Genomic DNA, 25590 nt, shown 5'->3' with positions numbered 1-25590 from the left:
GAGCAATAAAGGACCATTTAATGCGTCAGATTCGAATTGATTTACATAAACTGCCGATTCAAGCCACATCTGATGGACTAACGCGTCAAGCGTATCTCCAGCAACGTAAACAACACATCGTTCAATTGCGAAATCAGTATTTATCCAGTGCTTTGAATTTCTCAATTTGCGATCATGATCTTGCACGTGCAGAGCATGGCAAACCCTATCTCAAAGACCACTCAAATATTGCCTTTAACCATAGCCATAGCCAAAATTTTTATGCACTTGCCATGAGCCAAACAGTCAAAGAAATTGGGGTGGATGTTGAAGAATTAAGCCGTAAAGTTCGTTTTGATGCATTGGCACGGCATGCCTTTCACCCTGAAGAATACGCGAGCTGGCAACAGCTGGACTGTGATCCTGAATACTGGTTTAAGGTCTGGACCACCAAAGAAGCAGTATTAAAAGCACATGGTATGGGTATTCGTATGAACTTAAGTGAGCTCAATACTAAAGTACATCCACAGCAGCAGGGTGGCCTGTGTCAGCATGCGCAGCTTGGGGTCTTTGGATTTCAAAACTATGTATTTGGTGATTGTGTGCTCAGCGTGGCATGGCAGGCTGAGCAGTCCTGTCGTGGCTTCAGTTTTCCACAGATTCAGATTTACCAGTATCCGGTAGCATAAACAGGGGGATATAAGAATCAGGGTTTTCGGGCAATTAGCAAATTACTCATGCGGTTCACAAACTGCGGACTGAAACGTGACAAATGGTATAAGAACTGGCTTTTAAAGCCGACTGGCTGATGGGTAGGAACCAGTAAATTGTCCTTGCGCTGTACCAGTTTTAAAATATCTTGAGCGACATCTTCTGCACTCAAATGTACGCCCATTTTCTTGATGCTTTCTGCCTGCATATCCTGAACCATTGCAGTGCGCACAAAAAGTGGCATCACATCCATGACCCGGATGCCATGCTTGTGCCATTCAATATCCAGGCTTTCTGTCAGGCCTCGTACGGCAAATTTACTGGTGGCATAAGAAGCAAGATCAGCCTGACCATAGATCGCTGAAGCAGAGGAAAGGTTAATGACCCGGGCAAAAGCAGCACGCTCCAGAAAGGGAAAGGCTGCATGACAGCCATTGATCACACCCTTGATATTAATATCGACCGTACGGTGGTGTGCTTCAATAGGGGTCTTTTCAAAATTTCCTGAATAGAGAATGCCGGCATTATTCACCAGAATATTGATCTTGCCTGCCCAAGCTTCAAAATCTTCTAAGGCGGTTTGCCAGGATGCATAACTGGCGACATCCAGATAACCTGCATGCGCATTCGGGCCTAACTGTTCAGCCAGTTGTTCGGCAAGGCTAATATTCAGATCATAAATACCGACCTTGTAATCCTCGCGGCAAAATAGGCTGGCAACAGCAGCACCGATTCCTTGTGCTGCCCCGCTAATAAAGATACTGTGCATTGAGCTCACCTCCATGTTGATTGTTTTTAGAGCATAGCAAACATTGAGCAAAAGATATTTTCTTGTCCGATAAAATAAAGAGGTTTAAAGGTGGAACAATTACTGAGCATCATGCGAAAATTACGTGAAAAATGTCCGTGGGATCAACAGCAGACGCCTGAATCATTAACGCGTTATGCGATTGAAGAGGCGTATGAAGTTGAAGCGGCTGTTCGTTCCGGTAAGACTGAAGATGTACGTGATGAGCTTGGTGACCTGTTATTACAAGTGGTTTTTCAGTCGCAGATGTACAGTGAGCAAGGTGCTTTTAATTTCCAGGATGTAGTGCAGGCGATTAGCGATAAATTAATCCGCCGTCATCCGCATGTATTTCAGGCTGAACAGTTTTCCAAACTCAGCCCTGAAGATGTGGCTGTATTGTGGAAAAAGATTAAGGCACAAGAAAAACAGGGTAAGCCCCGTTCCCGTCTGGATGATGTGAAACATGCACCGGCACTCGTACAGGCAGACGAAATCCAGAAAAATGTGGCAAAAATTGGTTTTGATTTTCCTGATGTGGATGGTGCATTCGGTAAGCTTGAAGAAGAGTTAGGTGAATTTAAAGAGGCAATGGTAGGACAGAAATCCGACGAAATTCTGGAAGAATTTGGTGATTGCTTATTCTCTCTGGTCAATGTTGGTCGTAAACTTGGAATTTCGAGTGAGATGGCACTATTAGGTACTATCCATAAATTCCGTACTCGATTTGCCTTGATGGAACATCAGGCAGTACAACAGAATCTGAATATAGAAGACCTGTCACTGACTGAACTGGATCAGTTGTGGGAACAGGCGAAACAAGAATTAAAACAACGGGTCACGCATGAAAATAATAAAAATTCGGTCAATCAGCAGAGAACTGATTAGTATCATCCTTACAATTTTATCTGTACTGTACAGTTCGTTTGCAGCTGCTGCTCAAAATGAAAGTTATGCTGACTGGAAGGCCAAACAGCAACAATATGATGCACGGCTGAAACAACAGCAGAATCGGCCATCCCAAAATCATAGCAATCACTATCTGGCGAGGCCGGAGCTTGCAGCTGTTTCCAGTGCAGACAGGATCCGGCTGAACTCCGCTACGGTCGAGCAGTTGCAGCAGCTGCATGGCATTGGTCAGAAGAAAGCAGAAGCAATTATTGAATATCGCAACACGCATGGCAAGTTTAAACGTGTTGAAGATATTCAGTTGGTCAAGGGGATTGGTCCTGCACTATTTGCTAAAAATCAAGCTCGACTGGCGCTGTAAATCATCTAAATTTAAAGTGAATCCTCTATCATTGCTGGATACAGGATTGACATAATCAAATTGCCCTTTAGCCGTGTAAGCGATATGATTAGCGTCATCTTAGAATTTTACGTTCAGACGTAGGAGACAGCGTCTTTTGCAAACTTTGCGCGCGTCAAAATGTGGTTTATCAACCGCTCAATTACCTTCTTATATCCTCGATGTGATTGATGCCTTAAATAAGGCCGGCTATGAAGCTTATATTGTTGGTGGTGGTGTACGAGATCTGATGCTGGGCTTGAATCCCAAGGATTTCGATGCTGTCACTAACGCAACTCCCGCTCAGGTCAAAGAAGTATTCGGGCGACGTTGTCGTATTATCGGGCGTCGTTTTGAGCTGGCTCATGTCTATTCTGGTCGCGAACTGGTAGAAGTCGCGACTTTCCGGGCACCGCCGAAAAAGGCCGTCACTTCGGCGCAGGGCATGATTCTGCGTGACAATAACTGGGGAACTATCGAGCAGGACTTTGCTCGCCGTGATTTCTCGATTAATGCAATGTATTACCAGCCACGTAAAGGTATTGTGCTGGATTTCTGCAATGCAGTAGATGATATTAAACATAAAACACTGCGCCTGCTGGGTGATCCAACACTCCGCTTTGAAGAAGATCCAGTCCGTATGCTGCGTACGTTGCGTTTTGCAGCAAAATTAAATTTCAATATTGATGAAGCGATTCTGGATATTTTTACACCAGAAATGACCCAGCTGCTTCGTGATGTATCTCCGCATCGTCTTTATGATGAGTCACAGAAGCTGTTCACCATGGGGCATCTCAACCGCGTCTTGCCAATGCTGATTGATTTCGGGATCTGGCGTCAGCTGTTTGCAGAGATCAAGCCTGAAATCACACCGTTTATTGAACGTGCTGCGACCAATACCGATCAGCGTATTTCGATTGGCAAGACGATTAATCCCGCGTTCTTCTATGCTGTATTGTTATGGAAGCCATTCCTGGAACGTTGTGATTTCTACTTGAGTAAAGGCATTATTCCAGCTGAAGCACGTGCTCAAGCAGGCCTGGATGTGCTGAAGCGTCAAGCAACCCGTACCATCATTCCACGTTTTGCGGAAACCTTTATCCGTGAAGTCTGGGAAATGCAGACCCGGCTGTTGAATCCAAAACCGCAGCAGATTGAAGCGCTGTCTGGTCATGCGCGTTTTCGTGCCGGCTTTGACTTCCTGTTACTCCGCGAAAAATCAGGTGATGAAACGGCACAGGGCATGGGGAGCTGGTGGGATGCTTATCAGCAAATGGGCGGTGATGAAAAAGAACGTGCCATTGCACAGTATAACCGTCAGCGTGCCAAGAGCCGTCGTAAAGCGACTCAGGAAGAGCATCTGGAACAGCGTCTTGCTGTTCAGGAAACCACTGAGATTGAGCCATTAGTCAATGAGCCGGAACCACGTAACCGTCGTACCCGCAAACCTAAGCCAGCAGCAGAGAAACCAGTTTCTCATGCAGCAGCGAGTGCAAGCGGTGAGATTGGTCCGGATCATCCAATTATGAAACGTAAGCGTGTACAGCGTGATTTAAGCCAAGTTGTTTTTGGACCGACACAATGACCATTACTTATATTGGCTTAGGCAGTAATCTTGGTGATTCGCGCCAGATTATGGCTGAGGCGGTACAGAAACTGGCAAGCTTGGGAACAGTGAAAATATCCCATTTGTATCAAAGTCCACCGATGGGTCCACAGGATCAGCCAAATTATCATAATGCTGTGGTGCAGTTGATTACCGATCTGGCACCACTCGATTTACTGGATCGTCTACAGGCATTGGAACAGGAAGCGGGTCGGGTACGTTTACGCCACTGGGGTGAACGTACCCTGGATCTGGACCTGCTTATTTACGGTGATGAACGTATTCAGAATGAGCGTTTGACTGTGCCGCATGTCGGTGTAATGGAGCGTGATTTTGTATTATTGCCGTTGTTGGATCTTGATACTGAATTACAGCTGAATGGACAATCATTAAAAGACCTGGACATCGTAAAACAATCGACCTTGACGGTCCTTGATCGCACGAATTGGGCAAATATTTAATTTTTATTTATTGGTATGTTCGCGAGAACTTCAATAAGAGAGGAATACCTTCATGATCAGTCTGAGCGACTTAAGACGATTCAAGGCGGACGGCCGTAAATTCTCCTGCCTGACCTGCTACGATGCCAGCATGGCCAAAGCCATGGAAATTGCCGAAGTAGATACGATTCTGATCGGGGATTCCCTGGGTATGACCATTCAGGGGCATGATTCTACTTTGCCAGTGACTGTAGCCGATATGGCATATCACACTGCTGCAGTGCGCCGTGCGAATCAGCATGCCTTTATCCTGACTGATCTGCCATTTATGAGTTATGCAACATTGAATGATGCTTTGCAAAGTGCCCGTACCGTGATGCAGGCGGGTGCTCAGATGGTTAAGCTGGAAGGTGGAGCATGGCTGGTTGAAACCGTACAGGTCATGACGCGTAACGGTATTCCAGTTTGTGTACACCTAGGTTTGACACCACAATCAGTGAATGTATTTGGTGGTTATAAATTACAGGCACGTAACCGTGCAGCGGCAGATCAGCTGCTTGCTGACTGTAAGGCTGTGGTTGAAGCTGGTGCTGCCTTGTTATTGCTTGAATGTGTGCCTGCACAACTTGGCAAAGAAGTGGCTGAGTTATTCCCGGAGATTCCAGTGATTGGTATTGGTGCGGGTGTAGATACGGATGGTCAGGTGCTTGTAGTGCAAGACATGCTGGGCCTGAACTTTGGTCATACGGCTAAATTTGTACGTAACTTTATGAAAGAACAATCAGGTGCCAATGCAATCCTGGATGCATTCAAGGCCTATCATGCTGCTGTACTAGACAGCTCATTCCCTGCACCTGAACATACATTCCAGGTTGAGTTATAACATGAAAACAGAAACTACAATCCAGGGTTTGGCAGCCTCATTAAATCCGGCTCGTTCAGCACGTAAAATTATTGGCTTCGTACCCACCATGGGAAATCTGCATCAAGGTCACTTAAATCTGGTACGTGAAGCCCGCAAGTTATGTGATGTAGTCGTGGTCAGCATCTTCGTGAATCCGATTCAGTTTGGGCCAAACGAAGATTTTGATAATTATCCACGTACCTTGGAACAGGATCAGCAGTTATTGGCTGAAGTAGGCTGTGACATCGTCTTTGCTCCAAGTGTAGAACAGATGTATGGCAACAAGCCGCGTCTGACCAATATCAGTGTTTCGGATATCACTAATGACCTGTGTGGTTTACAGCGTCCGGGGCATTTCGATGGCGTAGCAGTTGTCGTGACAAAATTGTTTAACATGGTTCAGCCAAATTATGCTTTCTTTGGTGAAAAAGATTATCAGCAGCTGGCAGTGATTCGCCAGTTTGTGCAAGACCTGAATATTCCACTGGAAGTAATTGGGGTGCCGATAGCGCGCGCTGAAGATGGTTTGGCACTGAGTTCACGGAACGGTTATCTGACCGAGCAGGAACGCCAGACTGCACCAGTGATCTACCGCAGCTTAAAAGCAGCGGAACAGCAGCTACATGAAGGTGTAGTGTTAGATACTGTGTTAACTGGTATTCGCCAGACCCTCACTGAGGCTGGTTTTGTGGTAGATTATATTGAGGCACGTACGCCAGAATTGCAAAAGATTGATGAATTTAATCAGGATCTTGTGTTGTTCATTGCGGCGAAATTAGGTAAAACACGTTTGATCGACAATCTGCAGGTAAAATATTCTGCACGTCATTAATAGGGTAGCAGTGCATGAAGCGCATCTTAATTGTGACAGGCCAATCTGGTTCAGGTAAGTCATCTGCCTTGCAGGTACTGGAAGACCTGGGTTATTACTGTATCGATAACCTGCCGCTGGCACTGCTTCCTGAAATTGTCGCGAAACTGGATCAGGAAAATAACCTGGAACAGTTGGCATTAGGAGTGGATGTTCGTAGCACCCGGGCGGATCTGCAAGAATTTGATCATGTGTTTGAACAGCTGCAACAGCATGGCACAGTCGATGTTATTTATCTGACTACGCAGGATCAGGAGCTGATTGCACGTTTTAGTGCTTCACGCCGTCCGCATCCGCTGGCTGCACGTTTCAAGAGCTTGAATGAATGCATTCAGGAAGAAAAATTACTTTTGCTTCCGATCCAGTTGCGCTCGACGGTACATATCGATACTTCTGACAAAAGTGTGCATGACCTGAAGCATACCTTACTGCATAAGCTCGGTCAGACAGATAACCTGATTCTGATTTTACAGTCTTTTGGTTATAAACATGGTATTCCATTGGATGCCGATTATGTCTTTGATGTGCGTCATCTGCCTAACCCGCACTGGGATCTGGAACTACGTAAATTTTCCGGACTGGATCAGCCTGTACAGACTTTCCTGGAAAAGAGTGAGCAGGTAGAAGACATGTTTCAGGACATTTACCACTTTCTGGAAAAATGGCTACCGGCTTTTGCTGAAGGGCACCGTCACTACATCACAGTTTCTGTGGGTTGTACCGGTGGTCAGCATCGTTCTGTTTATATTGTGGATAGACTAAAAAAAGCGCTTGAGGCAAAATGGTCTGTTCAAGTCCTCCACCGAGAAATGAAGCACTGGTCATGATTGATACGACGGTTGACGTAATTAACAAATTGGGTTTACATGCGCGGGCATCGGGTAAGCTCATTGAAGTCACCACCAAATTTCGTTCCAATATTCAAATTGGAAAGGGTGACAAGCTCGTCGATGCAAAAAATATCATGTCCTTGCTCATGCTAGGAGCGGGCAAAGGCACAACATTACGCTTGGTACTTGAAGGAGCAGATGAAGAAAAAGCTTTATCTGAAATTCAGGCACTGTTTGCGGCAAAATTTTATGAGGCAGATTAATCGTGGCACGTCGACCGAGCAGTTTAACTGAAGAAGATTTCGAATCTTTAGAGGGACGCGCAAGTAAAACCGAACAGAAAAAGGCAGTCCAGCGTATGGCTGCTTTAGGCGCACAGCTGGCAGAACTGAGTGCGAAACAAATCAAGAACCTTCCTGTTGAAGAGCGTTTGATTGAAGCCTTGCTAGATGTTCAGCAAATTAGTTCACATGAAGCACGTCGTCGCCAATTCTCACGTATTGGCAAATTACTACGTAACGAAAATGAAACCGTGATTCTGTCCTACCTGACCCCTAAACAGGGTTTGAAAAAGACAGCACAATTACAGCGTTGGGTTGATCGTATTGTCAAAGATGGTGATCCGGCGATTAACGAATTTACCAAAACCTATAATGCAACAGAACGTCATACCTTACGTCAGCATTATTTGCGTGTACATCGTGATCTAAAAAATCAGGCACCTGAAGAAGAGGTTGCAGCATCAAAGCTGAAACTGTTCAACTATGTACAGCAAGTAGCATTGATTTCAGATAATTGATTTCGTGTCGATAGAGAAGGCGATCCTAGAAGGTCGCTTTTTTTATATCCATATTTTACCAGACGGAAAATTATAATAAGATTCATGATCTGGAATTATGATCTCAAGCATAATTTTTAAAGAAACAATTTATAAGAATTGTAGTGGCTGCTTACAATTAACTGTAAGGAAATCTCAGTCATTAACAAAAAGATTGGCACTTTATGCCAGTTTTATTTTGCTTAATTAACAAAAATTAGACATATCAAAGAATTAACTAAATTACATAGTTATTTAGAAGATTAATCATTTGAGCATTATGAAGCAAAAAATAGGATATTTACTCGTAAAAGATTGGTTGGTGAAGAAATTCTTAACAATATTAATCCAAATAATTTATTTTAACGCTATTATTTTAAATTAAATTAATTATCTATAGGCTTGGCACTAGTATTTAGTTTAGGTGCATGTTACAAGTGGTGGTGAAAAAATAGACATGTTAGTGGCATTATCAAGGTTGTTTATAGGTTTACAAATAACGGTTAATGTCAAATTTGTTTTACATTTTTTAAAGAAAAAATGAACGTATACGTAGTTAAATGTAATGAAATCAATTAGTCTAGATGTTAGGAAATGTTGTTGAGACTGTTTAGATTCTTTGTTATTGATTGTATAAAATTGGTCGAGTAAATAAACATAACCATGAGAGGCAGAGATGAAGCTTAACCTTCTGGAGATAGGTCAAAATACTGAACAGCTAAGCTCATGCCGCCTGTCTCTTATTTTGGGCGTAAATACTTCCAATAACCTAATTAATACATTTGCTCGAGTCGCACGTCGGCTACTCAAGACTGAAAAATGTTTACTGGGTTTTCATAAAGAACCTTATATTTGGTATTCCACTGCTTCAGAATTTTGGGGGATTGAAACCCCGCCAGAATTAAATCTGCTCAATTATCTTAAAAATGATGACTGTCTGGATCATACGCATCCTGCCTATACAGAAATGTCAGAATATATTCGTAGTCTTGGCGTAGAGCATAAGCGCCTGATCTCCTTTAATCTGAAAGCCAGTGATACCCATTCAATTGGTCATGTGGTATTTTTTGATCAGGAAGAAAAGGGCTTTGATCAAGAAGATATTCGTCTGGTGCAGGAGTTTGCCGATGGGCTGGTCGGACGGATTCGCTTGCATGAAGACTATAATGAACTGAAGGAAATGTACGAGCAGCAATGCGCCATGAACTTTAGTAAGACGAAATTCTTCCAGATCATTGCTCATGACCTGCGTGCACCCTTTCATGGTTTACTTGGATTCTCGGAAGTATTGGCTGAAGAACGTCATACACTGGATGATTCAAGTGTTCAGAATATTGCCGATTATCTCTGTGAAAATGCCAAGTCAACTTATAACTTGCTGGAAAGCCTGCTGACTTGGGCAATGGCTGAAGGGGGACGTTTCGTTTACCATCCGATCAACTTTGAGCTAAAACAGTCCAGCAAAATTGTTTGCGATGTACTCAAAAGCTTAGCATTGAATAAAAAAATCGACCTGATTGACCGCATTCCTGAAGGAGTGAAAGTCAATGCGGATATCAACATGATTACTTCAGTGCTGCAAAATCTGGTCTCCAATGCATTGAAATTTATCCCAATCGATCAGCAAGGTCAGGTCATTTTGACTGCTGAAGCTGAAGACGAGCTGGTCAGAATCAGCGTTCAGGATACCGGTCTGGGCATGACTGAAGAACAGATGCAAAATCTGTTTAAGCCAAATCTGACAGTAAGTGTGAAAGGCACAGATAATGAAAAAGGCGCGGGTCTTGGTCTGGTACTGTGTAAGCGATTTGTCGATCTGAATCATGGTCAAATTTATGTGGACTCTAAAGAAGGTCAGGGTACGACCTTTAGTGTATTGTTGCCAAAAGCCACCAATGAACATCAGGCACTGGCACTTGCTGAACCGGCAGGTGCATTAAAAGAAAAAAATTAATTTCCGTCCAAGGCATTCACAGCGCTGCCAGTCACCTGTTATAACTAGAAAAAATCTTGCAGGTGACAAGGACTGGAAATGAACGACGTACAATTGCAGAAAACTTTAAGGGCAAGCCAATATGCCGAGCAGGTATTGTCCAGACACGCTGCCTTGCTGCAGCAGGACTATGCAGTTGACCATTTTCAGCATGCTTTAAGTACTGAACAAATCAAGCAATCTGTCACAGATACTCTTAGCAATATTAGTGATGAAGACAAATGGATGAGTACGTTACGTACTCTGCGTGCTCGCCTGATGTTTCGCTGGATCTGGCAGGATGCCAATCAACTTACGAATGTCATTACTCTTACTCGTGAACTTTCTGATTTTGCCGATGCCGCCATTTGTGCCGCCAAAGATTTTGCCCGTATTCCCTTGGTTGCAAAGTATGGCCAGCCGATTGGCTACAATGGAAAGGTGCAAGACTTAATTGTAATTGCTATGGGTAAGCTCGGTGCCCAAGAACTCAATCTTTCTAGTGATATTGATCTGATTTTTGCCTTTGATGAGCAAGGGGAAACCGATGGGCGAAAATGTATTGATGTGCAGCAGTTTTGCATTCTATGGGGACAAAAGCTGATCTACCTGTTAGATCATATTACCTCAGATGGTTTTGTCTTCCGTGTCGATATGCGCCTGCGTCCTTGGGGAGATGGTTCACCATTAGCAATTAGCCATATCGCGCTGGAAAAATATCTCAGCCAGCATGGTCGTGAATGGGAACGTTATGCCTGGATCAAGGCGCGGATTGTCAATCCAACGCCTGAGGGTGATGAGTTACTGGAGATGACACGTCCGTTCGTGTTCCGTCGCTATGTGGACTACAGTGCTTTCGCTGCTATGCGTGAAATGAAAGCGATGATCCAGCGTGAAGTGCAGCGCCGCAATATTGAAGATGATATCAAGCTTGGTGCTGGCGGGATTCGTGAAGTTGAATTCATTGTTCAGGTGTATCAGCTGATTTATGGTGGCGCCAAGCTAGAATTACAGGATCGCCAATGTCTGGTCAGTCTCAAGCACTTGGTTACGGCTGAATTACTGGATGAGCAAGCAGTAGAAGATCTTGAGGATGCTTATTTATTCCTGCGCCGGGTTGAACATGCGATTCAGGCGCTGAATGACCAGCAAACTCAGTCATTACCAACCGAAGATGACCCTCGCCAGCGCATTGCTGATACTTTGGGCTTTACTGACTGGACAGCCTTTATGGATGTGTTGGATCAGAAGCGCGCCAAAGTGATTTACCAGTTTGAACATCTGATTAAAGAGAATGGTCCAGAAACTCAACTCTCAAGTTTTAGCCAACTGGAACAGCAGTTAAACGCAGTATTAGATGTAAATGCCAGAAATCTGGTACATGAGTTCTGGAACAGTAATACCTTAAAAAAATTGCCGGCTAAAGCCTTACAGCGTTTGAAAACGTTTTGGCCTTATCTGATCGAAGCAATTTTGCAATCTGATCAGCCGCAGACGGCTTTAGTGCGTCTGATGCCATTGGTTGAGTCAGTCATGCGCCGTACTGTGTATTTGGTCATGCTGATTGAAAGCAAAGGTGCACTTCAACGTCTGGTCAAGATGGCAACTGTCAGCCCATGGATTTGTGAGGAATTAACCCATTATCCAGTGTTACTGGATGAATTCCTGTCTATGGATTTTGAACTGCCAAAGCGTAAAGATCTTGAAGATTCTCTACGTCAGCAGTTGCTGCGTATTGAACTTGATCAGGTGGAAGACCAGATGCGGGTATTGCGTCTGTTTAAAAAATCCAATGTGCTGGCTGTTGCTGCCAGTGATGTATTGGCAGAAAGTCCTTTGATGAAAGTATCAGATGCTCTGACTGATATTGCTGAAGTGTCTGTAAATGCTGCCTTGCATTTGGCTTATCAAATTGTGGCCAAAAAGCATGGTTTCCCACTTGATGCCGAAGGGCAACGCTGTTCAGTCGACCATACTGCTTTTGCCGTGATTGGCTATGGCAAGGTGGGCGGGATTGAACTCGGTTATGGTTCGGACCTGGATTTGGTATTTATTCATTTTATGAATGAACAGGCAGATACTGACGGACTGAAACCAATTAGTGGCTTTGAATTTGCCATGCGTGTGGCGCAAAAGCTGATGTCACTGATGACTACACAAACCTTGGATGGGCGGGTTTATGAAGTTGATACCCGCTTACGTCCTTCAGGGGAAGCAGGTTTATTGGTTACCAGTCTGAAAGCTTTTGAACAGTATCAGTTTAAGAGCGCCTGGCTCTGGGAACATCAAGCCTTGGTACGTGCCCGTCCAATCGCAGGGGAAATGAGTTTACGTAAAAAATTCGAGATATTGCGCTGTGATATCTTGACCCAAAAACGGGATATCGGTCATGTGCGTGAAGAAGTATTAAAAATGCGTCAGAAAATGAAAGATCATCTGGGTTCTTCAAAAGAGCAAAAAAAAGATGGAATTTTTCATTTAAAACAAGATGCAGGTGGTATCGTTGATATCGAATTTATGGCACAGTATGCGGTGTTAGCTTGGAGTGGGACGAATAAAGATCTCGCCCATTACTCCGACAATGTACGAATCCTTGAGGATGCCGCAAAATCAGGTTGCTTATCCAGCGACGATGCGACTGCTCTGATTCAAGCTTATCTCCGTGAACGCGCCGAGAGCCACCGCTTAGCCCTTGCAAATCAATCCATGCAAGTGTCTGCAAGCGACTGGCACGATACCCGAAAGACCGTTTGCAAGTTATGGCAAAGACTGATTGATCCAAGTGCAGTATTTGCACTGGATAGTGAATAATTGTGAAAAATTGGAGTTTGTGGCATGAATTTGGCTGATCGTGATGGTTTCATTTGGCAAGACGGACAACTGGTAGATTGGCGTGAGGCAAAAACTCACGTATTAACACATACCTTGCACTACAGCATGGGGGTGTTTGAAGGTGTCCGTGCTTATGAAACCCCGAATGGAACGGCTATTTTCCGTCTGAAAGAACACACCAAACGTTTACTTAATTCTGCAAAAATTTATCAAATGAAAGTTCCATTTGATCAGGCAGCGTTAGAACAAGCTCAAATTGATGTCGTTCGTGAAAACAAATTAGCGTCTTGCTATTTACGTCCAATTATCTTTATTGGTTCTGAAAAACTGGGTATTGCCGCAACTGACAATACCATTCATGCAGTAGTTGCTGCGTGGAGCTGGGGTGCTTACCTGGGTGATGAAGCAATGGCGAAGGGTATTCGCGTAAAAACTTCTTCATTTACCCACCATCACCCTAACGTGACCATGTGTAAAGCCAAAGCATCAGGTAACTACACCCTGTCTATCCTTGCACATCAAGAAGTAGCACATTCTGGTTATGACGAGGCAATGCTTCTAGACCCACAAGGTTATGTGTGTCAAGGTTCAGGCGAAAACGTATTCCTGGTACGTGATGGCGTGATTCATACACCTGATATCGCAGGTGGTGCGCTTGATGGTATTACCCGTCAAACGATTATTACCATTGCTAAAGATCTTGGTTATGAAGTTGTTGAACGCCGTATTACCCGTGATGAATTCTATATTGCTGATGAAGCATTCTTCACCGGTACTGCTGCTGAAGTAACGCCTATCCGTGAATACGATGACCGTCAAATCGGTGAAGGCAAACGTGGTCCGATCACTGAGCAAATCCAGACTGCATTCTTCAATGCGGTTCAGGGTAAAGATCCTAAATATGCGCACTGGTTAACTTACGTAAAATAAGTTCAACAGATAGAAAAAGGACTCAAATGAGTCCTTTTTTTATGGCTAGAAGAATCTATTAAACCTGATAGAAATCCCGATACCAGTCAACAAACTGTTTTACGCCATCTTCAACAGAAACAGAAGGTTTGTAACCTACACTTTGTTCTAGTGCTGAGCTATCCGCGAAAGTATCTGGTACATCACCGGGTTGTAGTGGCAGTAAGTCCAGAATGGCTTCTTTGCCGACTGCTTTTTCAATGGCATGGATATATTCAATCAGTTTGACTGGCGAATTATTGCCAATGTTAAAGATCCGGAACGGGGCATTGCTGGTGGATGGATCAGGATTGTTGCTATCCCAGTCTGGATTTGGTGCAGCAATCTGGTCACTGGAACGGATCACGCCTTCAGCAATATCTGCAACAAAGGTGAAATCACGGGTATGGTTGCCGTGGTTAAAAACCGGAATAGATTTGCCTTCAATAATGTTCTTGGTGAACTTAAAGAGAGCCATATCCGGACGCCCCCAAGGACCATAGACAGTAAAGAAGCGCAAGCCTGTGGTTGGCAGTTTGAAGAGGTGGCTATAGCTATGTGCCATCAATTCATTGGCACGCTTTGTTGCTGCATAGAACTGGATCGGATGGTCGACACCATGCTTTTCACTAAAAGGCATGGTAGTGTTGGCACCATACACGCTACTGGTACTGGCATAAGTCAGATGTGGTGTTTTGGCATAGCGACAGGCTTCAATGATATTGGTAAAACCGACAATATTGCTTTCCACATAACTCATCGGATTTTCAAGCGAATAACGTACGCCTGCCTGTGCAGCAAGATGAATCACGCGATCAAATTGATGTTCCTGAAAACACTTGTCAACTGCGGCTTTATCTGCAAGGTTGGCATGATAAAAGTCGAACTGCCCCGACTGCTGTTCCGCTGTTTGAGTTAGCAGATCTACACGTGCCTGTTTTAAAGCTGGATCGTAGTAGTCATTCATGTTGTCAAAACCGACCACATCATCACCACGTTCTAAAAGCTTTTTGGAAACATGGAATCCAATAAAACCTGCTGCACCTGTTACCAGAATTTTCATTCATCGCCTCCAAAAATATCACGGGTATACACTTTATCTTCAACGTCACTCAAATCTTTGGATTGACGATTGGTGATAATCACATCTGCCCGCTGTTTAAAGGCTTCTAAATCAGTAATCACTTCAGATTTAAAGAACTCGCTTTCTTTTAATGCCGGTTCATAAACAATGACTTCAACCCCCTTGGCTTTAAGGCGTTTCATTACCCCTTGAATGGCAGAGGCACGGAAATTATCTGAGCCACTTTTCATAACCAGTCGATAAATCCCGACCACCGACGGATTCCTTGCCAAAATAGAATCGGCAATAAAGTCTTTACGGGTACGGTTAGAATCCACAATAGCTTGAATCAGATTGCTAGGTACCTGACTATAGTTCGCCAATAGCTGTTTGGTATCTTTTGGCAGGCAGTAACCGCCATAACCAAAGGAAGGGTTATTATAGTGATTGCCAATTCGTTGGTCCAGACAGACACCTTCAATAATTTGCTGAGTATCTAAACCGAACGTTTGTGCATAGGTATCCAGTTCATTGAAGAAAGCTACGCGCATAGCCAGATAGGTATTGGCAAATAACTTGATTGCTTCTGCTTCGGTTGAGTCAGTGAACAAAACAGGACTGTCTTTTTTTATTGCACCTTCAATCAGCATATCTGCGAATTGTTGAGCACGCGCTGACTTCTCTCCAACAATAATACGTGATGGATAAAGGTTGTCATGTAAAGCTTTACCTTCACGCAAGAATTCTGGAGAGAAAATAATATTTTCTGTATTAAATTTTTCTTTAACCGTTTTGGTGAAGCCTACAGGAACCGTAGATTTAATAATCATGACCGCTTGAGGGTTGATCTCGGTCACATCACGAATAACGCTTTCGACGCTTTGGGTATTAAAATAATTGGTTTTGGTATCATAATCCGTCGGTGTCGCAATAATGACAAAATCAGCATTCTGATAAGCTTCATATTTGTCAGTTGTTGCACGGAAGTTTAGTGGCTTTTCACTTAAAAAAGTTGAAATGTCAGGATCCTGAATCGGAGAAATCTTCTGATTTAACATTTCAACTTTATTGTCAATAATATCTAATGCCACGACTTCATGATGTTGTGAGAAGATCATGGCATTGGAAAGGCCGACGTAACCGGTGCCTGCAACTGCTATTTTCATATCAACCTGATTATGTATTTTTAATAGGGGAGCCAGAGCCCAAGCCAATAGTGGTGTTCTCAAGGCGGTTTCATATCATACCATAAAGTATTTTGAGTATTATGAAGGTGTTGAAAAGCGGGGGAGTAACTTTGCTTTAGAGATGGTATGATATGGCGCAGAATGCTGGTGGAAGATGAATACATGCAGGAAAACGTAAACGACTCACTGTCAGGTCAGGCTCATACACAGTCTGAACAGAATATTGTGCTATGCATGAAGTGGGGCACCAAATATGGGGCAGAGTACGTCAATCGTTTATACAACATGGTCAAGCGTCATACTACGGTTGACTTTAAAATGGTGTGTCTGACAGACCGTACCGAGGGCATTGATCCTGCTGTTGAATGTTTTCCTATTCCGCCATTGGCCTTGCCAGCAGGTAGTCCTGAACGTGGCTGGAATAAGTTATCGACCTTTGAACCTGATTTATATGGTTTAAAAGGAAATGCACTTTTTCTCGATTTAGATGTTGTGATTGTCGATAATATTGACAGTTTCTTTACCCATCCGGGTGATTTCCTGATTATTCATGACTGGAAACGTCCATGGCGTATTACCGGAAATAGCTCGGTTTATCGTTTCAAGCTGGGAGCTTTTCCTGGTTTAATGCCATATTTCCGTGAACATTTTGATGAAATCCGTCAGAAGTTTCGTAATGAGCAGGCTTATTTATCCTGGTATGTCGATCAGGAAAAGAAACTGAGTTACTGGCCGGATTCCTGGTGCAAGAGCTATAAATATCACTGTCTGCAAAAAATTCCAATGGCTTATTTCAAGCCGCCTGTGAAGCCGGAAGGCGTCAAAATTATTATTTTCCATGGTGAAATCAATCCACCTGACGCAATTAACGGCGGTGGTGGTAAATGGTACCGTTATGTTCTGCCATCGCAATGGATCAAGGATGCGTGGCAATAATTATTAAGTGTAGTAATTAAGCAATCCGGTACCTATTTTAAAGTGATGAAGTAAATGCAGCAGCAAATTGATATTGTAATTGCCTGGGTGGATGGCAATGATCTGGAATTAAAAAAGAAACGGCATAAATATCTGACTGGTGAAGATGCATCCGATGCAGTCAGTGATACCCGCTTCGCCAGTAATAATGAAATCTACTACAACATTGCTTCAATCCTGAAATATGTACCTTTTTGCCGCAATATTTTTGTAGTGACCGATAACCAGCGCCCAGAATTTATCGATGAATTTGCTGCACAAGGCCTGTGTACTGCCGATAAAATTCGTGTAGTGGATCATCGGGAAATTTTTAGAGGTTATGAGCAGCATTTGCCCACTTTTAATACCCGATCCATTGAAAGTATGCTCTGGAACATTGAAGGATTATCAGACTACTTTATTTATTTGAATGATGACTTTTTCTTTAATTCAACTGCACAGCCAGAAGATTTTCTAAACGGTAATCATTTGGTGATCTATGGCCACTGGCAAAGCAGTTTTGCGCTGAAGACAAAGTTAAAATATCGCCAATTTTTGCAGCGTCAATTTGGCAAGCCGATTCAGCCGAAGCACATGATTGCACAAATGTTAGGAGCTGATTTCCTGGGTTTCAAAAAGTTCTTTGAGATCCATCATTATCCACATATTGTTGATCGTCATGCTTTGAAAGATTATTTATTGGCACATCCGCAGTTGCTGGAAACCCAGATTAAATACAAGTTCCGCAGTGTAGAGCAGCTTAATCCCATTTCACTGATGAATCATATCAAGATTCAAAAGCAGCAAGCTGAGCTGAAGCCGGATATTGAACTGGCTTATCTGAAAAATGAAGATAGCCTCGACAGTTTCGTTTCAGCTTTAGATAATTCTGCAATAAAATATGGTTGTATCCAGAGTCTGGATCAATTAAAGCCAGCAGATGCAAAGCAGATCAGTAATGCCATGCAGCAAAAACTGGCTGGTTATTTGCCAAATTCAATTTTAGCTTAGAGGTTCATGATGAAAGTAATTACTTATCTGATTAATCTGGATGGTAGTCATGAACGGCTTGAACGGGCGACTCAGCAACTAGATGCAGTGCACTGGCCTTTTGAGCGTTTCTCCGCAGTCGATGGCCGCGGCAAGGCTTTAACTGAATTTACCAACTATGATGATCAAGGTGCGCAACAGATACTTGGGCGTAGCCTGATGAACTCGGAATTGGGGTGTTATCTGAGTCATTATGGTTGCGCAGAGAAGTTTCTGAATACTGATGCAGATTATCTGGTTGTGCTTGAAGATGATATGAAAATTAATCCAGACTTTAAAACAAAGCTGGATGGTGTGTTGGAATATCTGGATCAGCATAAAGAATTAGATTGGTACTTAATCAATATTGCAGCCAAAAAGAAAAAGCTGGCGAAAGATATTACCCAGATTGAAGATATGAGCATGTGGCATGCTTTTTATTTTCCAATTCGCGGATTAGGTTTGATCTGGTCACGCCAAGGTGCTCAAGCATTTTTAGAAGCAGGTAACAACATAAATATGCCTGTCGATATTTTCTTCCAGACCTGGCTGAGTAAAAATGGAAAGGGATTAGGTGTGTGGCCAGCCTTGGTTCGACCTGCAGGCTTAGACAGTGATATTTTAGGAACAGTCGCTTCCCAAGGGGTATCACGTAAACAAAAAGAAAATCGTGGGGTGTCCCATGGTTTGAAGAAGCAGAAGCGCATGTGGCGTGACCGCTATTACGCACTTAAACACTTGATGGCTTCAAAGTAAGTAAATCTGTATGAAAAACATTGTAATTAGCCTAAAAACAGCAACTGCACGTCGTGAACACATTCAAAAAGAATTTGGCAAACAGAATGTCGATTTTGAATTCTTTGATGCATTAACACCAGATTTAGCTAAACCGCTGGCTGAAAAAATGGCACTGCAGGTGCACGAAGATTTTCTGACTTCTGGCGAGTTAGCTTGTTTTATGAGTCATGTATCGATCTGGCAAAAAATGGTAGATGAGCAGATTTCGCATTTGGCAATTTTTGAAGATGATGTATATTTGGGAGAAAATGCTGACTATTTTCTGAGTCAGCATGACTGGATTCAAAATGACTGGGATATTATCAAACTTGAAGCATTTGCTAAAAAAATTCTACATGTCCCACAGGGAATGCTTGTAGGAAAAGATCGTAGTTTGTTTAAGCTAAAAGGTCGACACGTGGGCGCTGCCGGTTATATTTTAAGTTTAAAAGCTGCTCAGTATCTTATCAAACTATTGAAGCAAAATTTGATCACAGAACCATTAGATCATATTTTATTTGATCCTAAATACCATCAACAGAATATGAGCTTGTATCAAATGAAACCGGCTTTATGTATACAAAGCTATTTATATGAGCAGGCTCAGGAAAATCAATTTGGTAGCATGCTGGAAGACCAGCGTGTACAGCGTCGCCAGACTGAAAGTCAGGCACGTACATTTGGTGAAAAAATTAGTCGAGAGTGGCAGCGTCTAAAACACCAAATACATACATCAAAGTATAAAAAAACCATTGAATTTAAATAGAAAAAACCGCAGATATTGCTGCGGTTTTTTCTATTTAAATTATTAATTATTTAAAAAAAAGCCATTGAATTGATTCATTTTTTGTTTTTTGCACACAGTCCAGCATAGCCTTCCATTTATCTTTTCTCGATTGATACTTTTTAATACCAGTTATTGCCACGATGCTATAGAGTCGTGTCTTGTCTTTTGCCTTATTTTCTATCTGATTTAAAATTTGATTAAATATGTTGGTAGGATAGTGTTTATGAGCAAATAAAATTTTTGATTTAAACCAGCGATGGTAAAAAGCGTAATTATGATAAGGCTCACTTGAACCACCTTTATGATAAATAGCTAATTCATTAATTTTTATTAAAGGAAGTCCTGTCTTTTTAATTCGTACACTTAAATCTTCATCTTCACAGTACATAAAAAAATCAGGATCAAAGCCGTTGATTTGATCAAATACAGATTTTTTAATTAACAGAAGGGCTCCACAGAACCAGTTGGTCGATTGACCATCGATCAAGTTTTCATGAAATTCATAATTTTTATATTCTGAAGTATCTTTATTATCGTCATTAAGCTGTCGAGTTGTAATCAGACCATAATTTTCTGACTGTTTTGAATAGGTAAGTAATTGTTCTAAATAATCAGTTTGCATCATACGAAGATCAGGATTGGCGATCAGTAATTCTTTCCCTTGAGCATGTTCAGCACCTAGATTCATAGCGCGGCCAAAACCTACATTGCGTTCAGAATCGATAATTCTGATATTTAAACCGTTTAGCTCATGACTCTGTTCAATAACTTCATTGAGATGTTTATTTTGAACGTTATTTACTAAAATAACTTCAAAATTCTTATGTGAAAGAGTTTGACTTTTTAAATCAAGCAGAAAGCTTTTAATAAAAGATTCAGTATTATAGTTAACAACAAGAATTGAAAGTTGCATAGGAAAAATTATGTGAGAAAAAATTACTGAATCAAGTATACAAGGGTTAGCTGAAAAATTATTTATCTATTATTAAATTTTAGACTATAACATCATTGGAATTAGGTAATAAAAAATATTCCTGCTTTATCTCTAAAATTTAATTGTAAAAAATTTGTGATAATTGTGATTGCAATCATCTCTTGATAGTTCAATTTGATTGGTCCATCGGTAAATACAGAATTAATGTATGAAACTATCAGAGCAAAGATAGGTAAAGATGACATATATGGTAAAATCCCGAAAAATTTAATATCGAAAGATATATCTGGAGGGCCCTTGAGAATTCTTGTAACTGGTGGAGCTGGATTTATTGGATCAGCAGTTATTCGCCACATTATTCAAAATACTGAGCACCATGTTCTAAATATTGATAAATTGACTTATGCAGGAAATCTTGAATCTCTTGCACTTGTTGAAAATAATAAAAGATATCAATTCAGTCATACTGACATTTGTGATCGTTTAACACTTGATCGCATCTTCACTGAATATCAGCCTGATGCAGTAATGCACCTTGCTGCAGAATCGCATGTAGACCGTTCGATCTCAGGCCCTTTTACTTTTATAGAAACCAATATTATTGGGACTTATCAGCTACTTGAAGCTGCTAGAAATTATTGGTCAAATCTGTCTAAAGAATTAAAAAATAAATTCCGTTTTCATCATATTTCAACTGATGAAGTTTATGGTGATCTGGAAGGAACCACAGATTTGTTTACTGAAACAACATCTTATTCACCAAGCTCGCCGTATTCGGCATCTAAAGCAAGTTCAGATCATCTAGTAAGAGCCTGGCATCGTACTTATGGACTGCCAGTTGTAGTCACGAATTGCTCCAATAATTATGGACCTTATCATTTCCCGGAAAAGTTAATTCCTTTAATGATCTTAAATGCGTTACAAGGTAAATCTTTACCAGTATATGGAAATGGTCAACAAATCCGTGACTGGCTATTTGTGGAAGATCATGCTCGTGCCTTATATAAAGTCGTAACAGAGGGTATGGTAGGTGAAACCTATAATATTGGTGGTCATAATGAAAAAGCCAATATTGAAGTAGTACATAGTATTTGTGCTTTACTTGAAGAGCTAGCCCCGAACAAACCACAAGGTATACAGCAGTATACCGACCTGATTACCTATGTTACAGATCGCCCAGGGCATGATGTACGTTATGCTATTGATGCTTCTAAAATTAAAGAAGAATTAGGATGGGTTCCTGAAGAATCATTTGAAACCGGCCTGCGTAAAACAGTTGAATGGTATTTGAATAATCAGGAATGGATTTCACATGTACAAAGTGGTGAGTATAAATCCTGGCTAGAAAAACAATACCAAGGTTAAACCATGAAAATCTTATTACTAGGAAAAAATGGTCAGGTAGGCTGGGAGCTGCAACGTGCTTTAGCTCCATTAGGAGAGGTTATTGCACTTGACCGCAATGGCATGAACCAATGGTCTGGAGATTTAACTCAGCCGGACCAGATTTATCAAACAATCTTAGAGTTGTCCCCCGATGTTGTAGTGAATGCGAGTGCTTATACTGCGGTAGATATGGCTGAAAGAGATCAGGAAACGGCTGATCTGGTCAATCATCAGGCTGTTAAAAAAATTGCCAATGCATGTGCTGAAACTGGTGCACTCTTTGTGCATTATTCTACCGACTATGTATTTAATGGTGCGGGCCAGCTCGCATTTAATGAAGCAGATGTAGTTGAACCACTTAATGTATATGGCAAAACCAAAGCCTTGGGTGAACAGGTAATTCAGAATTCTAAATGTCATCACCTGATTTTTAGAACCTCTTGGGTATTTGCACAGAAAGGTAAAAACTTCCTGAAAACAATGCTTGCTCTAGCCCAGCAGCGTGAAGAGTTATCCATTATTGATGATCAGATTGGCGCACCTACTTCAGCCGAGTTAATTGCTGATGTCAGTGCTCATGCGATTATTCAAACTTTGCAGGATGCAACTAAAATAGGTATTTATCATTTAGTAGCCAGTGGAGAAACTTCGTGGTTTGAATATGCAAGTTATGTATTTGAACAGGCAAAGAGCTTAGGTGCTGAGCTGGCTATTCAAAAAGTGAATCCAATCTCAACAACTGCATATCCTACACCAGCAAAACGGCCACATAATTCAAGATTAAATAATCAAAAAATTCAGCAGGCTTTCCAAATTAGCTTACCAGATTGGAAAGTACATGTACAAAGAACAGTGATAGAGGTACTGGGGAAATGAGTTTAAAACGTAAAGGTATTATATTGGCAGGTGGTTCAGGAACCCGATTGCACCCGATCACCAAAGGTGTATCGAAGCAGCTCTTACCAATTTATGACAAACCGATGATTTACTATCCTCTATCGGTGTTAATGCTGGCTGGTATCCGTGAAGTACTGATTATTTCAACTCCTGAAGATTTACCAAATTTTGAGAAATTATTAGGAAATGGCTCACAATTTGGGATTGAACTTAGTTATAAAGTGCAGCCTTCGCCTGATGGCTTGGCACAGGCATTTTTAATTGGTGAAGAGTTTATCGGTGAAGATCATGTTTGCTTGATCCTGGGGGATAATATCTACTATGGACAAAACTTCAGTAAGCAGTTGAAAGCAGCGAGTGAAGTTGAAAATGGTGCCACTGTTTTCGGCTATCATGTGACAGATCCAGAACGTTTTGGTGTGGTTGAATTCGATCCTTCTGGTAAGGTGTTGAGTATTGAAGAAAAACCAGCTCAACCGAAATCTCCTTATGCTGTAACAGGTCTGTATTTTTACGATAATCGCGTGGTTGATTTTGCCAAGCAGGTGAAGCCTTCAGCGCGTGGTGAACTTGAGATTACAGATATTAATAATGCTTATTTGCAAAACGGTTCCCTAAACGTAGAACTTTTGGGACGTGGCTTTGCTTGGCTAGATACCGGTACACATGAGTCTTTACTAGAAGCCGGCCAATTTGTTTATACCATTGAAAAACGTCAGTCTCTCAAAGTTGCATGTCTTGAAGAAATCGGTTTTCAACAAGGTTGGATTTCAAGAGAGCAGCTTGCTGAAAGCGCAAATGCTCTAAAAAAAACAGAATATGGTCAATATTTATTTAAGTTGCTGGAAGAGTCGAAGTGAAAGTTGAAACAACAAAAATTGAAGGTCTACTCATCATACACCCAAATGTATTTGGGGATGATCGTGGCTGGTTTATGGAAAGTTTCAATCAGCAACGATTTGAAGCAGCTCTTAAAGAGTTGAATTTACCGATCCCGACTTTTGTTCAGGATAACCATTCTTTATCACAAAAGGGTGTGTTGCGTGGTCTTCATTATCAAAATGAACCTTATAGCCAAGGTAAATTGGTTCGCGTAGTGCAAGGAAGAGTTTGGGATGTGGCTGTAGATATCCGTTCTGATTCTAAAACTTATGGTCAATGGGTGGGTGTGGAATTGAGTGCAGAAAATAAAACCATGTTCTGGATTCCAGAAGGATTCGCACATGGCTTTATTGCGCTCGAAGATAATACCCAGTTTCTTTATAAAACTACCAATTATTATAATAAAGAAAGCGAAGGTGCTATTATCTGGAATGACCTGACGCTTGCAATTGAATGGCCTTTAGATCAAGTAGATGAAATATTGGTAAGTGATAAAGACAAAGAAGCATCAAAATTTCTATAATTTAAAAAATCCCACCTATTAGGTGGGATTTAAAAATTATTTTTCTATAGCTTGGTATTCGGTTACTGTTTCTTCAATTGCTTCTAAATACCCATATTCATGCTTTGTATCAGGTTCAAGATATGTACCCTCAGCCCATTCATTCCATGCATTAATAAAAATATAAGGGGTATTGGCATCTAATGCATTTTTATATAGTATTTTAAAATTTTTTCTGAAATTCAATGGATTGGCATTTTTAGCAATTGATCCCTTAATACCTTTTCTGGATGTATTATCCCAGTCTATAAATGCTCCAGCATAAGTTTTTGTATTTAAAGGTTTCTTTAATATTTCTCCCCATACTACATTATAGTCAAAAGATTGAATTTTTTTAGAATATCCAAATATTCTATTTGTAATGTTGGATGCTTTTTTTCTCAATTTTTCAATTCTGTTACGTTTATAATGATGCATATAATGTGCAGTTGTATTCATAGGCTCAAAATATAGTTGAGCATCAAAATCTAATTCTCGACTATCTGTTTCAAATGAAGTTAATGATGTAACAAAATGAATATCACTTAAATGATTCAGAAAAGCGAGTTCTCGCCAGCATTTAATCCATTCATCACATAAATCAAAACTTGCTGAGCGATAGAGTACAAAGATTGGATGACCATTATGTTTGATATAGCGTTCGTCTTTAAAAAATGGTAATAAATAATTAAAATGATCAATCCAATCTTGACGTTCTCCATATTTTTGTTCTAATAATACGTCTTGATTTAAACCATCCCAACTTCTTGTCCAAGGCTCATTAGCCCATGAAAAGAAAAAAGGTATGTGAATTCCAGAATTTTTTAATAATTGTTCTGCGGGTTTTTCTAAAATTTTACGACCTGAAAACCAATAATGATAAAAACAAAGACCATCAATTTTATATTTTTGCATTAGGTCAGATTGCCAAACTAAGGTCTTTTTATCTAATAAATTATAGTAATTTTGACCATAAGGTACACGTGGTTGATTATGGTGAATACATAATTGCTTTGCTTTTCGTACATTAGTCCATTCGGTAAATCCTTCGCCCCACCATGCATCATTTTCAGGAATGCTGTGATATTGAGGAAGGTAAAAGGCAAATATTTTCATGAAATATCCGGATTTTTCAGTTGACTTGAAGATTGAATTTAATGATTAGCCA

At 41.3% G+C, this 25590-nt stretch carries 26 protein-coding genes; 21 read left to right on the top strand and 5 right to left on the bottom strand.

Going from position 1 to position 25590, the window contains the following annotated elements; translation table 11 throughout:
- Positions 1-20 precede the first annotated feature (20 nt).
- Positions 21-668, top strand: a complete 648-nt coding sequence (locus FSC11_RS12165) for a 4'-phosphopantetheinyl transferase family protein (RefSeq protein ID WP_163167144.1) — start codon at positions 21-23, stop codon at positions 666-668.
- A gap of 17 nt (positions 669-685) precedes the next feature.
- Here the strand turns inward: FSC11_RS12165 and FSC11_RS12160 are convergent, their stop codons facing one another.
- A complete protein-coding gene (locus FSC11_RS12160; protein WP_163167142.1) occupies positions 686-1459 on the bottom strand; it encodes an SDR family oxidoreductase in 774 nt (257 codons plus the stop codon).
- Positions 1460-1549: 90 nt separating this feature from the next.
- Here FSC11_RS12160 and mazG point away from each other — a divergent pair, with 90 nt between their 5' ends.
- The 12 genes from mazG to FSC11_RS12100 all read left to right on the top strand — a co-directional run bounded on the left by mazG (position 1550) and on the right by FSC11_RS12100 (position 13967).
- Positions 1550-2365 carry a nucleoside triphosphate pyrophosphohydrolase gene (mazG, locus tag FSC11_RS12155; RefSeq protein WP_163167140.1) on the top strand — a complete coding sequence of 272 codons (816 nt, stop codon included), beginning with the start codon at positions 1550-1552 and terminating at the stop codon, positions 2363-2365.
- Positions 2322-2747: a ComEA family DNA-binding protein gene (locus FSC11_RS12150; RefSeq protein ID WP_163167138.1), complete on the top strand. Its 426-nt coding sequence runs from the start codon at positions 2322-2324 to the stop codon at positions 2745-2747. The genes mazG and FSC11_RS12150 overlap by 44 nt, the downstream gene beginning before the upstream one ends.
- A 136-nt stretch (positions 2748-2883) precedes the next feature.
- The gene (pcnB, locus tag FSC11_RS12145; protein ID WP_103800617.1) at positions 2884-4350 is read left to right on the top strand and encodes a polynucleotide adenylyltransferase PcnB; all 1467 of its coding nucleotides are present in this window, start codon (positions 2884-2886) and stop codon (positions 4348-4350) included.
- On the top strand, positions 4347-4832 hold the full coding sequence (gene folK, locus FSC11_RS12140) for a 2-amino-4-hydroxy-6-hydroxymethyldihydropteridine diphosphokinase (protein ID WP_004889973.1): 486 nt from the start codon (positions 4347-4349) through the stop codon (positions 4830-4832). The genes pcnB and folK overlap by 4 nt, the downstream gene beginning before the upstream one ends.
- A 52-nt stretch (positions 4833-4884) precedes the next feature.
- Complete coding sequence (gene panB / locus FSC11_RS12135) at positions 4885-5694, top strand: 3-methyl-2-oxobutanoate hydroxymethyltransferase (protein ID WP_163167136.1); 810 nt, start codon at positions 4885-4887, stop codon at positions 5692-5694.
- Position 5695: 1 nt separating this feature from the next.
- Complete coding sequence (gene panC, locus FSC11_RS12130) at positions 5696-6547, top strand: pantoate--beta-alanine ligase (protein ID WP_076753077.1); 852 nt, start codon at positions 5696-5698, stop codon at positions 6545-6547.
- A 14-nt stretch (positions 6548-6561) separates the two neighbouring features.
- Positions 6562-7413 carry an RNase adapter RapZ gene (gene rapZ, locus FSC11_RS12125; protein ID WP_008303422.1) on the top strand — a complete coding sequence of 284 codons (852 nt, stop codon included), beginning with the start codon at positions 6562-6564 and terminating at the stop codon, positions 7411-7413.
- A complete protein-coding gene (locus FSC11_RS12120) occupies positions 7410-7679 on the top strand; it encodes an HPr family phosphocarrier protein (RefSeq protein WP_008303424.1) in 270 nt (89 codons plus the stop codon). The genes rapZ and FSC11_RS12120 overlap by 4 nt, the downstream gene beginning before the upstream one ends.
- 2 nt (positions 7680-7681) lie before the next feature.
- Positions 7682-8215 carry a ribosome biogenesis factor YjgA gene (yjgA, locus tag FSC11_RS12115; protein ID WP_048881444.1) on the top strand — a complete coding sequence of 178 codons (534 nt, stop codon included), beginning with the start codon at positions 7682-7684 and terminating at the stop codon, positions 8213-8215.
- A 694-nt stretch (positions 8216-8909) separates the two neighbouring features.
- Positions 8910-10187: a sensor histidine kinase gene (locus FSC11_RS12110; RefSeq protein WP_163167134.1), complete on the top strand. Its 1278-nt coding sequence runs from the start codon at positions 8910-8912 to the stop codon at positions 10185-10187.
- Between the two features lie 78 nt (positions 10188-10265).
- Positions 10266-13016: a bifunctional [glutamate--ammonia ligase]-adenylyl-L-tyrosine phosphorylase/[glutamate--ammonia-ligase] adenylyltransferase gene (gene glnE, locus FSC11_RS12105; protein ID WP_163167132.1), complete on the top strand. Its 2751-nt coding sequence runs from the start codon at positions 10266-10268 to the stop codon at positions 13014-13016.
- Positions 13017-13040: 24 nt separating this feature from the next.
- Complete coding sequence (locus tag FSC11_RS12100; protein WP_004813074.1) at positions 13041-13967, top strand: branched-chain amino acid transaminase; 927 nt, start codon at positions 13041-13043, stop codon at positions 13965-13967.
- 58 nt (positions 13968-14025) lie between these two features.
- On the opposite strand, the gene FSC11_RS12095 is transcribed toward FSC11_RS12100, so the two are convergent.
- Together FSC11_RS12095 and FSC11_RS12090 are read right to left on the bottom strand one after the other, a co-directional pair.
- Positions 14026-15048 (bottom strand): NAD-dependent epimerase, encoded by a 1023-nt coding sequence (locus FSC11_RS12095; RefSeq protein ID WP_004813072.1) that lies wholly within the window; start codon positions 15046-15048, stop codon positions 14026-14028.
- Positions 15045-16214 carry a nucleotide sugar dehydrogenase gene (locus tag FSC11_RS12090; RefSeq protein ID WP_163167130.1) on the bottom strand — a complete coding sequence of 390 codons (1170 nt, stop codon included), beginning with the start codon at positions 16212-16214 and terminating at the stop codon, positions 15045-15047. Before FSC11_RS12090 ends, FSC11_RS12095 begins: the two co-directional genes overlap by 4 nt.
- Before the next feature lie 183 nt (positions 16215-16397).
- Between FSC11_RS12090 and FSC11_RS12085 the strand changes: the two genes are divergently transcribed.
- The 4 genes from FSC11_RS12085 to FSC11_RS12070 are packed head-to-tail and all read left to right on the top strand — an operon-like array spanning position 16398 to position 19761.
- Entirely contained in the window at positions 16398-17171 is a 774-nt protein-coding gene (locus FSC11_RS12085) for a glycosyltransferase (RefSeq protein ID WP_071320474.1), read from the top strand.
- Between the two features lie 54 nt (positions 17172-17225).
- Positions 17226-18200, top strand: a complete 975-nt coding sequence (locus FSC11_RS12080) for a stealth family protein (RefSeq protein WP_163167128.1) — start codon at positions 17226-17228, stop codon at positions 18198-18200.
- Positions 18201-18209: 9 nt separating this feature from the next.
- Positions 18210-18974 carry a glycosyltransferase family 25 protein gene (locus FSC11_RS12075; protein ID WP_005220996.1) on the top strand — a complete coding sequence of 255 codons (765 nt, stop codon included), beginning with the start codon at positions 18210-18212 and terminating at the stop codon, positions 18972-18974.
- Positions 18975-18984: 10 nt separating this feature from the next.
- Positions 18985-19761 (top strand): glycosyltransferase family 25 protein, encoded by a 777-nt coding sequence (locus tag FSC11_RS12070; protein ID WP_163167126.1) that lies wholly within the window; start codon positions 18985-18987, stop codon positions 19759-19761.
- A 46-nt stretch (positions 19762-19807) separates the two neighbouring features.
- On the opposite strand, the gene FSC11_RS12065 is transcribed toward FSC11_RS12070, so the two are convergent.
- Positions 19808-20695 carry a glycosyltransferase family 2 protein gene (locus FSC11_RS12065; RefSeq protein WP_163167124.1) on the bottom strand — a complete coding sequence of 296 codons (888 nt, stop codon included), beginning with the start codon at positions 20693-20695 and terminating at the stop codon, positions 19808-19810.
- A gap of 318 nt (positions 20696-21013) precedes the next feature.
- On the opposite strand from FSC11_RS12065, the gene rfbB reads away from it, so the two are divergent.
- From rfbB to rfbC, 4 genes are read left to right on the top strand one after another with little or no spacing between them, the layout of a single operon-like run.
- On the top strand, positions 21014-22081 hold the full coding sequence (gene rfbB / locus FSC11_RS12060) for a dTDP-glucose 4,6-dehydratase (protein ID WP_048881453.1): 1068 nt from the start codon (positions 21014-21016) through the stop codon (positions 22079-22081).
- A 3-nt stretch (positions 22082-22084) separates the two neighbouring features.
- Complete coding sequence (gene rfbD, locus FSC11_RS12055) at positions 22085-22978, top strand: dTDP-4-dehydrorhamnose reductase (protein WP_163167122.1); 894 nt, start codon at positions 22085-22087, stop codon at positions 22976-22978.
- Complete coding sequence (gene rfbA, locus FSC11_RS12050) at positions 22975-23859, top strand: glucose-1-phosphate thymidylyltransferase RfbA (protein ID WP_163167120.1); 885 nt, start codon at positions 22975-22977, stop codon at positions 23857-23859. Before rfbD ends, rfbA begins: the two co-directional genes overlap by 4 nt.
- Positions 23856-24404, top strand: coding sequence for a dTDP-4-dehydrorhamnose 3,5-epimerase (gene rfbC, locus FSC11_RS12045; protein ID WP_163167118.1), 549 nt, complete (start codon positions 23856-23858; stop codon positions 24402-24404). The genes rfbA and rfbC overlap by 4 nt, the downstream gene beginning before the upstream one ends.
- Positions 24405-24440: 36 nt before the next feature.
- Here rfbC and FSC11_RS12040 read toward each other — a convergent pair whose 3' ends face one another.
- A complete protein-coding gene (locus FSC11_RS12040) occupies positions 24441-25538 on the bottom strand; it encodes a glycosyltransferase WbsX family protein (RefSeq protein ID WP_163167116.1) in 1098 nt (365 codons plus the stop codon).
- Between the last annotated feature and the right edge of the window lie 52 nt (positions 25539-25590).

Origin of the sequence: Acinetobacter schindleri (genome assembly GCF_010918895.1) — a bacterium.
Classification (GTDB): Bacteria; Pseudomonadota; Gammaproteobacteria; order Pseudomonadales; family Moraxellaceae; genus Acinetobacter; species Acinetobacter schindleri.
This window is presented reverse-complemented; position numbering and strand designations above follow the sequence as displayed.